Annotated in this window: 10 protein-coding genes; 4 read left to right on the forward strand and 6 right to left on the reverse strand. The window is 59.0% G+C overall.

Features of this window, described 5'->3' with window-relative positions:
* Positions 1 to 350: 350 nt before the first annotated feature.
* The 4 genes from C1719_RS12270 to C1719_RS12285 all read left to right on the forward strand — a co-directional run bounded on the left by C1719_RS12270 (position 351) and on the right by C1719_RS12285 (position 5,684).
* Complete coding sequence (locus tag C1719_RS12270; RefSeq protein WP_245874511.1) at positions 351 to 1,415, forward strand: alcohol dehydrogenase; 1,065 nt, start codon at positions 351 to 353, stop codon at positions 1,413 to 1,415.
* A 162-nt stretch (positions 1,416 to 1,577) separates the two neighbouring features.
* On the forward strand, positions 1,578 to 2,036 hold the full coding sequence (locus tag C1719_RS12275; RefSeq protein ID WP_102375374.1) for a protease inhibitor I42 family protein: 459 nt from the start codon (positions 1,578 to 1,580) through the stop codon (positions 2,034 to 2,036).
* A gap of 165 nt (positions 2,037 to 2,201) precedes the next feature.
* Positions 2,202 to 4,043, forward strand: a complete 1,842-nt coding sequence (locus C1719_RS12280) for an ABC-F family ATP-binding cassette domain-containing protein (protein WP_219717865.1) — start codon at positions 2,202 to 2,204, stop codon at positions 4,041 to 4,043.
* Positions 4,044 to 4,439: 396 nt separating this feature from the next.
* Positions 4,440 to 5,684: a DEAD/DEAH box helicase gene (locus C1719_RS12285; RefSeq protein WP_245874512.1), complete on the forward strand. Its 1,245-nt coding sequence runs from the start codon at positions 4,440 to 4,442 to the stop codon at positions 5,682 to 5,684.
* Positions 5,685 to 6,343: 659 nt separating this feature from the next.
* On the opposite strand, the gene C1719_RS12290 is transcribed toward C1719_RS12285, so the two are convergent.
* The 6 genes from C1719_RS12290 to C1719_RS16225 form a co-directional block, all read right to left on the reverse strand.
* Positions 6,344 to 6,991, reverse strand: coding sequence for a TorD/DmsD family molecular chaperone (locus C1719_RS12290; RefSeq protein WP_245874513.1), 648 nt, complete (start codon positions 6,989 to 6,991; stop codon positions 6,344 to 6,346).
* Between the two features lie 27 nt (positions 6,992 to 7,018).
* Positions 7,019 to 8,245, reverse strand: a complete 1,227-nt coding sequence (nrfD, locus tag C1719_RS12295) for an NrfD/PsrC family molybdoenzyme membrane anchor subunit (RefSeq protein ID WP_102375375.1) — start codon at positions 8,243 to 8,245, stop codon at positions 7,019 to 7,021.
* Positions 8,246 to 8,258: 13 nt separating this feature from the next.
* Entirely contained in the window at positions 8,259 to 8,876 is a 618-nt protein-coding gene (locus C1719_RS12300; protein WP_102375376.1) for a 4Fe-4S dicluster domain-containing protein, read from the reverse strand.
* Positions 8,877 to 8,884: 8 nt separating this feature from the next.
* Positions 8,885 to 11,305 (reverse strand): molybdopterin-dependent oxidoreductase, encoded by a 2,421-nt coding sequence (locus tag C1719_RS12305; protein ID WP_102375377.1) that lies wholly within the window; start codon positions 11,303 to 11,305, stop codon positions 8,885 to 8,887.
* 387 nt (positions 11,306 to 11,692) lie between these two features.
* Positions 11,693 to 12,631 carry a slipin family protein gene (locus tag C1719_RS12310; RefSeq protein ID WP_102375378.1) on the reverse strand — a complete coding sequence of 313 codons (939 nt, stop codon included), beginning with the start codon at positions 12,629 to 12,631 and terminating at the stop codon, positions 11,693 to 11,695.
* Positions 12,632 to 12,645: 14 nt separating this feature from the next.
* Complete coding sequence (locus C1719_RS16225) at positions 12,646 to 13,041, reverse strand: GntR family transcriptional regulator (protein ID WP_281255981.1); 396 nt, start codon at positions 13,039 to 13,041, stop codon at positions 12,646 to 12,648.
* Between the last annotated feature and the right edge of the window lie 17 nt (positions 13,042 to 13,058).

Genomic DNA, 13,058 nt, shown 5'->3' on the forward strand with positions numbered 1-13,058 from the left:
AAAAGGCCTTTATTGGTAAGGTCAGAAGAAAACAAGGTCAAACGATCGAATTTCCCGGCCTCGATTTACGCGTTCCCATCCTGGAATTTGAGGCACGCAAAACCGAAAAAACCTGTCCTCAAGTCGTCTTTTTTCTCACGGGGGACACGCACGCGGCTCGGGGCCAGCGCCACGAGCCGCGACTACGGCATCGGCTACGGCATCGAGAGCACGGGAGACACGCATGCATGCAGCTCGGCAGCTCGGCAGCTCGGGAATCGGCCGCCCCGCTCCCAGCCTTGCCCTCCCACCCCCCGCGCGATACCATATCCGCAGCAAAACGCACGCCGATCGCAAGCCGAGGAGCAACCATGCACAACGCCGCGCAAACCATGAAAGCCGTCGTTTACGACGGTAAGGGGCACATCGAGCTCGCCGACCGTGCGCTGCCGCGCATCGTCGAAGACACCGATGCGATCGTTCGCGTGACGCGCTCCTCCATCTGCACGAGCGATCTGCACATCATCCACGGCGCGGTTTCCCGGGCGCTGCCCGACACAGTGCTCGGACACGAGTTTGTCGGCATCGTCGAAGAGGTCGGCTCCACCGTCAAAGCCATTGCACCAGGCGATCGCGTGGCCGTGAACGTAGAAACGTTTTGCGGCGAGTGCTTCTTCTGCAAACGGGGCTACGTCAACAACTGCGTTCAGGGCGGCTGGGAGCTCGGATGCCGCATCGACGGCTGCCAGGCGGAATACGTGCGCGTTCCCTTCGCCGACAACGGCTGCACGCCCATTCCCGAATCCGTCACCGACGAAGACGCCCTGTTCTTGGGCGATGTTCTTGCAACGGGCTACTTCGGTGCCGAAATCGCCGAGATCACGCCGGGCGACACCGTCGCCGTCATCGGCGCGGGACCGGTCGGCCTCTGCGCCATGATGTGCGCCCGCGCGTTCGGCGCGACCACGATCATCGCGCTTGACATCGACCGATCGCGCTTGGACCGAGCCAGCAGAGAGGGCATCGCCGATATCGTACTCGACCCGAACGAGATCGACCCCGAAGAAACCGTTCGCTCGCTCACCGAGGGCCGCGGCGCCGACGCGGTCATCGAATGCGCGGGCACGCCTGCCACGTTCGAAACGGCCTGGAAGATCGCCCGTCCCAACGCCGTCGTTTCGGTGATGGCGCTCTACGAGGAAGATCAGGTACTGCCGCTTCCGAAGATGTACGGAAAGAACCTCGTCTTCAAAACCGGTGGCGTCGACGCGCACTGCCTCGGCCGCGTGATGGCGCTCATCGAGGCGGGACGCATCGACACCACCCCGCTCATCACGCATCGCTTCCCCCTCGATCGGGCGATGGAGGCCTACCGCACGTTCGAAGCGCATGAAGACGGGTGCATGAAAGTGGTGCTCACGCCGATCGGGGAATGAAGACCGACAGAGACGGCATCGGGCATAGCGCTCCGAAGAAGCCCCTTCGTTGCAATACGGTTCCAGCAGAAAAACGAACAGATTACCTTTGCCTGACCAAATGGCAATTGCTCATATACTGGCAGCAAGCAGGCACGAACAAGCAAGGGTCAGGAGAAGAAAATGAACACATCGGCAAAAACCAAACTGCTCCCCAGAATAGGCATCGTCGTCGCAGGCGTCGCAGCGCTCGCGATTGCCGCAGCGCTTTCTTCATGCGCGGCAACGCCCCAGCAAACCATAAAAATCCAGCTTCAATCGAATGCGGGAACCGGATACGAATGGGTCGTCGACGGCGAAACGCCGAGCACCCTGCAGCAGGTCGAATCGAACGTCGAACCGCAGGGCGACGAGGATCTCGTCGGAGGGCCTCTCGTCACCACCTACATTTTCCAAAGCCAAGCCGAAGGCGACGGAACCATCTCGTTCAGGCTCGAGCGCGCAGGAGTTCCCGCCGATGACGATCTTCAAGTCACGTACCGCTTCACTGTAGACAAGAACCTCGATGTTACGTTCGACGGCTCTGAAGGCGCCTATCTCGAAGGCGAAGAGATTCCCGCACCTGAAATCTACGCACAGTAAGCAATCGGCCGACCCGCCGGAGCCGCCTGCAACGACAATGCAGCGCGCTCGGCGCATCGAAACGGCAAAGCAAACAGGCGGGCTCGCACGGCGACACGGCGGGCTCGCCTGTTTTTCGCATTGCATCTGCGCCCTTGCGGTATCATAAAGATCGATCAGGAAAGGATGCCCGTGGCGATTCTCATTACAGCGAAAGACGTCGAACTCGAATTCCCAACGAAGCGCGTGTTCGATTCGGTGACCCTTGGCGTAAACACAGCCGATCGCATCGGCATCGTCGGCAAGAACGGCGACGGCAAATCCACGCTGCTCTCATTGCTCGACGGCTCGCTTGCACCCGATGCCGGGGAGATCATCCGCCGCGGAGGAGTCACGGTGGGCAGGCTCGCCCAAGCCGACAACCTGAACGACGAGGACACCGTGGAGCATGCGGTCGTCGGCGATGCGCCCGAATACACCTGGGCATCGGATCGGTCGATCCGCGAGATCATCGCAGCGCTTCTGGGCGACATCCCTTGGAACGGAATCGTCGGCGAGCTATCGGGCGGCCAGCGCCGCAGGGTCGATCTCGCTCGGCTCCTCATCGGCGACTGGGACGTGCTCATGCTCGACGAACCGACGAATCACCTCGATGTCAAGGCCATATCCTGGCTTGCCGAACACCTGCGCGGACGATGGCCGCAAGGCGAGGGCGCTTTGCTCGTGGTCACACACGACCGCTGGTTTCTCGACGAGGTATGCACGTCGATGTGGGAGGTGCATGACGGCATCGTCGAGCCGTTCGAGGGCGGTTATTCCGCTTATATCCTGCAACGCGTCGAACGCGATCGACAGGCCCAGGTCGCCGAACAGAAGCGCAGGAACCTCGCCCGAAAAGAACTCGCCTGGCTCTCTCGCGGCGCACGCGCTCGCTCATCGAAGCCCAAATTCCATCTCGATATCGCACGCGAGCTCATCGCCGACGAGCCACCTGTTCGCAACCCGCTCGAACTCAAACGCGTTGCGGTGGCTCGGCTCGGAAAGCAGGTCATCGACCTACTCGGCGTATCCGAGTCTTTCGGAGAGAAAACGGTGCTCGACGATGTGACCTGGCTCATCGGACCCGGCGATCGATACGGCATTCTCGGGGAAAACGGTGCGGGGAAAACCACGCTGCTGCGCGTCATACAGGGAGATCTTCCGCCCACGAAAGGGCGTGTGAAAATCGGCAAAACCGTGAAGGTCGCCGTGCTCTCCCAGCGCCTCGACGAACTTGACGATCTCGCAAGCGACCGAGTGCGCGAGGTGCTTGCGCGCTATCATACGCGCTACGTTATCGACGGGAAGAGCATCACCCCCGCCCAACTGCTCGAGCGGCTCGGGTTCGAGCGAAGCCACCTGCAGGCCCGCATCGCCGACCTTTCGGGTGGGCAAAAACGACGTCTCCAGCTTCTGCTCACGCTGCTTCAAGAACCCAACGTGCTCATCCTCGACGAACCCGGCAACGACATGGACACCGACATGCTTGCCGTTATGGAAGACCTGCTCGACTCGTGGCCGGGAACGCTCATCCTCGTCAGCCACGACCGCTACCTCATGGAACGCGTGACCGACGATCAATACGCGCTGATCGACGGCCAAATTCGCCATATGCCAGGCGGCGTCGACGAATTCCTGCGCGCACTCGACGAGAGAGATGCGGCACCGAAATCAGCCGCAGGGGCAAGCGCGGCGAAGGCAGCTGGGCAAACTGCCGCAGAGTCCCCCGCCGACTCCGCCGACGAGAGGTCCCGGGCAGCCCTCGTCGGCGGCGATGCCTACCAAGCACGCAAGACCCTCGCCTCCACCGAGCGCAAGATATCCTCGCTCGAAGCGCAGATCGAGAAAACGCGCGCCGCCATGCACGACATCGACCCGACCGATTTCATCGCGCTCGGCGACAAACAGGCGGAGATACAGACGATCCAAGAGCAGATCAACGAACTCGAAGAGCTCTGGATAGATCTTTCCGAAAAGCTCGGAGATTGACGAAAGGGCCCGCGTTGCGCCCACGGCGCGCGCAACGCGCAGTACGCCTAAGCACGCAAAAACGGGCTGTGTCGAGTACCCGCAAGAAGCAAGCAGGCGGCGGGGCAATCCAGCAAGCCCCGAACCTCATCTACGCCATTGTGGTGTTTCCCCCACAACTTAGCTTTCTTTTGCCGACGCCAGCCGAAAAGAGCCCGCGCTCGACCATACTGGAAGATGGCTTAACACGAAATTCGTTTTTCCTCGCATTCTCATCTATGCAGATTCACGCGGCTCATGTGAAGCTCGGCACGCACTGCGGTGCGGCCACTCGGCAACCATGACGCATTCAACCTCATCTCGCCGAACGCAAGCACGCGCTGCGGCGCGTGGCCCTTATGTATTTTGGAGAACCATTTGAACGCAACATTTGAAGCCCTCGGCCTATCCGAGGCAACCCTGTCCGCCGTCGAGCGGATGGGCTTTTCCGTACCCACCCCCGTGCAGGAGCAGGCGATACCGCTCGCCCTCGAAGGCCGCGACGTCGTGGCCGCCGCCAAAACCGGCACGGGTAAAACCGCAGCGTTCTCGCTGCCCATGATCGAGCGCATCGGGCGCTCCAAGCGCCCCGGCTCGCCGAAGGCTCTCATCGTAACGCCCACGAGGGAACTCGCCATGCAGATCGACGCCGCATGCTACACGCTCGCCAAAAGCTCGAATCACCGCGTGCTTACCGTCGTTGGAGGAATGCCCTACAAAGCGCAGATCGCAAAGCTCAAGCGCGGCGTCGACATCCTCATCGCCACGCCGGGCAGGCTCCACGACCTCATGGAACGCGGGCTCGTCAAACTCGACGGCATCGAAGTGCTGGTGCTCGACGAAGCCGACCGCATGCTCGACATGGGATTTTGGCCGACCATGAAGAAGGTCGTGGCCGCCACGCCCGCAACGCGCCAGACGCTTTTGTTCTCGGCAACGCTCGATCGCAAAGTCATGCAGAACATCTCACCCATCCTCAAAGATCCTGCATTCGTCGAGATCGCGCATAAGGGAGAAACCGCCGATACGGTCGATCAGTTCGTCATGCCGATCACCCAGGCGAAAAAGCCCGCTCTTCTGCGCGCCGTGCTCGAGAACAAGGGCAGCGAGCGCATCATCGTGTTCGCGCGCACCAAGAACCGCTCTGAAATCTGCGCGCGGCAGTTGCGCGAGGCGGGCTATCGCGTAGATTCCATCCACTCCGACAAGTCACAGGCCCAGCGCAAGCGCGCGCTTGACGCCTTCACCAAAGGCAAGGTCGACATCCTCGTAGCGACCGACGTGCTCGCCCGCGGCATCGACGTGTCGAACGTCGACCACGTGATCAACTACGACCTGCCCGATTGTCCCGAGGATTACGTGCACCGCATCGGGCGCACCGGGCGCGCGGGCGAACAAGGATTCGCCATTTCGTTCGTGAGTCCCGAGTCGAAAACCGCACTTCGCGACATCGAGAAGCTCCTCGGCAAGAAAATCCCGTCGATCAAGATCGACAACTACGACAACTCCGATGCGGAAAAAGCTCTCGCCAGCCAGTACGTCCCGAAATCGAATCAGCGCAGCGCGTCGTCGTTTTCGCGCGACATGCGCCCCGGAAGAGGCCGCCGCGGCGGCAGGCGATAGCGCCCGCCGCAACCGCACGACAAGCAGCGGGCCGCTCTCTTGGGCGGCCCGCTTTTCGTATGATATCCGATACGGGACTGTGCTCCAGAAAAGAAGCCGACCAGGCGCTCGTGCAGAAAAGGGGCACCTGAGTGCAGATATTTGCGGTTTTGCGTTCCTGCGAGCATCCCCGAGCGCCACGATTCCCGCCCGAAGAAAAAGCGATTATCGGTAAGATCATAAGGGTACCAGGTCGCAGGATCGCCGCATTGCGGCACGATAAGCATTGCCACTGGACACGGAAATCTAAGCGTACAAAACCGCAAATTTCTGCACCAACTCGGGGTTTTTCTCACGAGACAGACCGCGCGCAAGAAAGACCACCTGGGTACAGATATTTGCGGTTTAGGCGCTCGGAAAGAAACATCCGCTCGACTCCTTCCCCAACGAGTTGTCCGTGACACCAGATCAGCGAGGTAGCGCGAACGCCGCACCGTTCGCCCTAGCGCAAAGCAGGCCAAAAGCCCGCCAACAAACAGCGGCTCAGCGCCCAAACCGAAAATTTCTGCACCTGGCCCTGGTCTTTTCCGTACGGCGCATCGTCGCCGCACGGAAAAGACCAGGGCAAACGAAAGCGGGCCGCGAATCAACGCAGCCCGCCCCTCCCGTTTGCGGAAACTCTATTGCTCGGCGAGTTGCCCTTCGTGCCATTCGAGCACGCCCTGCGCGAGCTCGAGCAAGCCGGCATAGTACCCGTCAGCCCGTTCGGACTCCACGCGACCGCGCAGCGTTTCGATCCACGAGAGCGGATGCTCCTCGACGAATGCCCCCAGCTCGCCCGCGTCGGGAACGCTCGGCTCCCCCGCAGCGATCCTTCTGCACATCTCCGAGAGATACAAAAGCTCGATTCCCATATGGTCCTCGTACTGGTTGTTCTCGTTAGAGAGCTCCAAGCCCGCCTCGCGCAAGATGGCCTTCATCTGGAAAGTCGCCTCGCCGAATCCGACCGACACGCCGTCCGCGCGGCTCATCGTCTCCCACGGGGGAGCCGCTGGCGAAGGAGGCCCGATGAACAGGCGTGTGTACTCGACCGCAACTCGCTCGACAGCCTTCGCCTCATCCATATCGGCGGCAGTCTCGGCGTACGCCTTGAGCTTCGTTAGCGCAGCATCGACGCGTTCGTTGTCGAACAGGCGCGGAAACCCATCCCAGAATTCGGGATCCAAGCCGACCGTCGGCGTCTGGCTCATGGGTTTCAGCAGCGAATTCCCTATGAAGCCGTACACCTCGCCGAGCACCTGCCACAAGCCGCTATCCATCACGCTCATCGAATCCTCCTTCGGTTTCCGCAATCGCTATGCAGCCGAAGCCGAAGCAACGACATCTTTAGCGCCGGCGTCTTCATCGGGTTGCCGAGAAGAGCCAAGTAGCTTCTTCGAAAGCAGCATGAACGCCAACGCACCCAGCGACACGACTCCGATGACCACAACGATCTCGACCCACGTGGGCGCATACGCACCTGTAAGAGCCCAGATATCGGTGCCCGCAGCATGCGCCGCGCCGCTCGACCCCGAGGGAATCCCCGGAGCACCGTACACGTTCGGGTGAATGAACGACGTGAACAAAAGCCACACGCGCTTGAAGAACACGCCGACGACGACGCAGACGGAAGATCCCAGAACAAGCCCCGTCTTCTGGCGATTCTTCGCAAACACGAGGATCGCGAACGGGATGAGCAGCCCAATGATGATCTCGCCCCAGAAGAACAGAGCCGTCGAGCCGGTGAACATTTCGCCGAGCAGAGCCATGCCACCCGCAGCCTGCGGATACGCAACCGTAAGCAGTTCGCAGCCGATGAGGAACGCATCGATCGCAATGCAGGTAGCCAGCAATCCGGCAAGGTTCGCGATGAGCTTCTTGTCTACCTCGAACACGCCCGCCTTCTTCAATCCCGCGAGTGCGAGAATGAGCAACGCAAGGCCCGAATCCAAAGCGGATGCCACGAAAATAGGCGCCATGATGGCCGAGTACCAGCCCTCCTTGGCGATCTCGAGCCCGAAGATCCAGGCCGTCACGCTGTGCACGAGGATGGCGACGGGCAGCGCGAAGCGGGAGACCACCGCCACGCGGTCCTGGGCGCCGGGCTTCCTCGAGGTCATGAACGCGAGGTACACGACGTTGATGGCGAGGTACAGCGTGATCACGCAGATGTCCCAGAACAGCGGCGAGGCCGGGTTCGGGGAGGCGACGATCCACCACACCCTCTGGATGCCGCCCAGGTCGATGAGGACGAACATGCCCGCCACGCAGATGCACACCGTGGAGAGGATGACGGCCGGAAGCGCCACCTTCTTGTACTCCTTCACATGGAACACGCTCGCGGACGAGGCCACGATGAGGCCCCCCGCCGAGAGCCCCACGAAGAACATGAAGCAGGTGATGTAGAGGCCCCACGACGTGCCGTTGCTCATGCCCGTCACGCCGAGGCCGTTCATGAGCTGGTAGATCCAGGCGGCGACGCCCGCAATGGTAAGGGCAGCCAGCACAACGGCAGAAACCTTAAACGCGTTTGATGTTTTCATTGTTCCTCACCCCTTACTCGTAGTAGTAGATTTGCGGCTCGGTGCCCTTTTCTTCGAGCAAGCGCGTCGAGCGCCTCTCACGAAGAATGCGCGAGATCTCGCTGTCGGGATCATCGAGATCGCCGAACACGCGAGCTTTCGAAAGACAGCAGCGCACGCACATGGGCTCCTCGCCGCGGTCGGTGCGCTCCTTGCACATCGTGCACTTCTCGGCCACGCCCTTAGGGCGCACCGGCACGTCTTTGTCCCCGTAGTTGAAGTCGGGGTCGCGCCTGGGCTCCCCCCAGTTGAACACGCGGGCGTTGTAGGGGCAGGCGGCCATGCACATGCGGCAGCCGATGCACTTGTCGTAGTCTATCTCCACGCGCCCCACCTCGTCTTTGTAGGTGGCGCCCGTCGGGCACACCTTCAGGCAGGCCGGGTTCTCGCAGTGCTGGCAGGCGATGGGAATGGTCACGCGCGTGAGGTTCGGATACGTGCCCTGAGCTCCAACTTCCGCATCGCAGCCTTCGTTGACGACGCGAACCCACATCATGCCCATAGGCACGTTGTTTTGCATCTTGCATGCCACCGCGCAGGTATTGCACCCCGTGCAACGATCCAGATTGATGGCTATCCCATATCTCGTCATAACCCTACCTACGCTTTCTTCACTTCGATAAGCGTGTCATTGAACGGTATAACCCTTCCTTTGACAAGTGCTTTCCCTCGGGGGTTTACGGCATCGTTTGTAACGTTTTGAAGATTTCCGAAGTTCATGTACTTTCCCCAAATGCCCTCTACGATAACGGCCATACCCGGACGAACCGCCTCAGTGGCAACGCATTCGCAACTAAAGGAGCCGCGATCGTTGAATGCCTCGACCATATCTCCCGAGGAGAGTCCGCGAGTAGCAAGATCGGCTGGATTCATCTCGATTGTCGGTTTGTAGTACTGGCGCATCCACGTAGCGTCCATAAAGTTCTGGTGGATGAAGTACTTCGATCGGCGTTGCGTCATATGGAGCGGATATGTCTCGCGCAGCGGATTATCCGCATAGGCCTCGTTAGGAGCTTCGTACCGAGGCAGAGCCTGATCGTAGCTGACCAGGTTCTCGTAATACACATCGATCTTCCCCGACGTGGTTTTATACGTTTGGTTGCTGTAGCTTCGCGCAATCTCCGGTTGATTTTTAAGCGCCACGACTCCGTTGTTCGCGATGAGTTCATCCAGAGTGATTCCGGCAAGCGCCTTGTCGGTTGACTTGTCGAGCTGATACCGGGCAAGCTCCTCTTGGCTTTCAGGCATTACGTCTCCAAAACCTAAGCGCTTTGCCATTTCGCATTCGATCCAAAAGTCCGTTTTGCTCTCAAAGAGGGGTTCCAGAACTTTTTGCTGGAGCAGCACGTGCCCTCGCAACGCACGCACGAAACCGACCTCTTCGTCCAGCTCGAAGTGGGAACATACGGGAAGAACGATGTCGGCCCAGTCCACCGATGGCGTGTGCCATATATCTTGGACGACGACGAAATCGAGCGTTTTGGCCCATTCATCGGTACGGTTCTGATTGCCGGCAATCTGCTGGAAGGCGCCGTTTTGCACCCACATGAACTTGATGCCGCTTTCTTCATCGCGATAATCGACACTGTCTTTGGCCGCTTTCGCAATCGTGCATTCTTCCGGCAAAGGCCAGCTCGCAAGCTTTCCTGCTCCAAATATTTTCTGATAAGCGTTCACATAGGCGCCCGCACCCCATCCGGGGATATCGGTTCCGAACGATCCCACCAACGTAGCGAGCAGGACAGCAGCATGACCTGCCACATCCGCATTGTAGAATTTTTCGCCGCCACCGAATCCGAACGACAGAATCGAAGGACCATGATTCGCATACTTGTCGGTGATTTCGAAGAGCACCTCTTCGTCGATGTTCGTGGTTTCAGCAGCCCATGAAGCCGTATACTGCTTTTGGTTCTCTTTCAGCAGCTTGAAAACGGTCGCGTACGCTTCGCCATCGATGGTCGTCTCGAAGTCGAGTGCGGGAACCACGCCTTCCGCATTGTATTCTGCTACCGAATTGGTGTTCTCGTCCCATACCAAGAACGGATTCTCGCTTCCCGCCTGCTCGATGCTGGCAGCAGGATCCCTTCTCAAAAGCGATCCATCAGCACGGTTGACCAAAAACGGCATGCTCGTATTCTCCTTGAGATACGGCGCGTTATACCACTCGTTATCCAGAATGATCGATATCATCCCCAAGTAAAGCGCAGGATCGGTACCCGCAACCATGGGTATCCACCGCGAGCTTTTGGCTGCGGTAACGCAGAAATTAGGGTCGAGCGTGATTATCTCGGCACCCGCCTCTTTGGCTTCGAAGAAGTACTTCGCCGTCACCATGCAGGTTTCCAGCATATTGCACCCGACGTTCAAAATGGTTTTGGCGTTTTTCCAATCGGTTACCTCGTTCGATGACGCTCCCTGCTGGCCAGACTCGGCCAATGCCGGCGAAAACCCGTTTCCCAAACCGATATCGATTCCGCGGCGAGGCTTTTCCTGCCCCCTCAGAAGCTTGGGAAGAGATGTGGTCAGTGAATCGACCGCCGTCTGAAACGCGATAGCCTGGGATCCATGCGTATCCCAGGTTTCCTTAACTTTTTCGGCGATGGTATCAAGCGCTTCATCCCAGGTGATCTCAACGAATTCGCCTGACCCCCGTTCGCCTACGCGCTTCAGCGGGACCTGAAGTCGATCGACGCTGTACGTATGCTGAATTTCAGAAATGCCTTTAAGGCAAACGGTTTCGTTTCTCTTATCCGGCCAATCGTTGGGCTCGATAAGCGCGAGTCGCCCATCGCGTACCGTGCACTTCAAATGACAGTTGCACTGGCAGTGGCGATAATGGAAGGTGTAGCCCGTTTTTTCTTCTACTGGTTCAGCGGCGTTCGCCCTCGAAGGCGCCAACCAGCTTTCGGCAGTTGCCATACCGGCAGCGCCCGCTAGGCCCAAAGCGCCCGTCACAACGCCCGCCGTCTTGAGGAAACCTCTTCGAGTCAGCCCGCCGCGCAGGCTTTTCTCTTCTGTCATTTCTCCTCCTAAACGCTACGTCGGAATCCGGTGCGAAGTGTCATATAGTAAGTAATATAATACTATTTCGCTTGGCAAAACCGCGCGCCGTATCCCATCCACACATTCAAAGACCGGCCTAATCTTCTTTTGTCATATTATCATATTGTAATAGTTCAATATAGCAATTTAACTATTCTAATTTAAAGATAATCAAGAGCTGCCATGCAATGCCGCCTTATCAGGTTGTTTACTGGTTGCACCACAAAAAACGGTGGGAGAAATCGCTTGATTCAGCATTTCTCCCACCGTTTTGATCTCTTGTCATATAGTTCAATACGCCGCATCACGCATCCCGTGATCGCTCAACGGGCCATGCCCTCTCGCAAGCGGTTCGATGCCTAGCCGCTAGTCGCCGCCTAATATCTTGCTCACATCGAACCCGTCGGCAAGAGAGCTCGGCGCGAGCACCATGCCGTTTCCGTCCTTGGCGCTTTCGTACGCAAGGTTCATAGCACGCAGTTTCATCGCTTTGGGATTCTTGTCGTATACATCTGCGGCCTCTACGAACATCTCGGAAATGTCCTTCTCGACTTCGGCGAGGATCACGCGGGCGTTGCGCTCGCGTTCGGCTTGCGCCTCTTTCGAAAGCGCATTCTGAAGCTCGAGCGGTATCACGATATCGCGGATCTCCACCGACATGACGGTGATCCCCCACTGCTCGCACTTAGCGCCCATGACTTCTTGCAACTCGCGATCGATCTGCTTGCGGCGCATCGAAAGATCGGCAAGATTTACCTGCCCGATCGCATCGCGCATGGCGGTCTGGGCCGACCAGAGCACGGCCTTCGGATAGTTCTCGACTTCCAAGCAGGCCTTCTCCGCATCCCATACCATCCAGAACAAGATGGCGTCGACGTCGACGGGAACCAGATCAGCGGTAAGCGCTGCCTCCGCAGAGAACGACGAGGTCATCACGCGGTGGTCGACATGGATGGCCGCGTATTCCACGAAGGGGATGAGGAAGAATACCCCAGGTCCCGCCACGCGGTTGAATCTGCCCAGCCGAAGCACCGTCACGCGCTCCCACTGCGGCGCAATACGAACGCACGATGCGAGAAGCAACCCAACCGCCACCGCGACAACCACCGTAACAACCGACAACCACGCGAACGTCGCAATGAACACCACGCCGAATCCGATCGCGAACATCACGATCGCGAAAACGTACACCCCCGCACGGGTGGCCTCGTTCGGCTCGAGCTCGGTAGCCGCGACCGTCCTGCGGTTGTCGGCCTTGACGTCGGATACGTCCTTTTTCTTCCCGCTTCGAAAGTTAAATTTCATACTCGCACCCCCGATTACTCAGTAAGCTTAAGACGCCGTTCGACAAGAGCGGATATCTCTTGCCGAGGAATGCCGAGCTCGCGGCATTGGCGGATAAAGTCGTCGATAAGGGAATCGGCTTCGTTTTCCGCCGAACCCTCGTTTTTGAGATACGCGTCGGATACGAACGTACCTCGCCCGCGAAACGACGCGATGTAGCCGTCCCGCTCGATGTCCTGATACACCTTGCTGACCGTGTTGTAGTTGATTCCCAGGCTGACCGCTAGCTCCCGCACCGTCGGAAGCTTATCGCCAGGCGCGAAGCCCCCCGAACTGATGAGGTACACCAGCCTGTTGCGCAGCTGCAGCCAGATGGGAATGCCGCTGTCGGCGTCGATAGTGATCTGTATTGTCTGATTCGCCTTGTCCAAAATACCCTACAAACTGC

Source organism: Raoultibacter massiliensis, assembly GCF_900199545.1.
In the GTDB taxonomy this organism is placed as follows: Bacteria; Actinomycetota; Coriobacteriia; order Coriobacteriales; family Eggerthellaceae; genus Raoultibacter; species Raoultibacter massiliensis.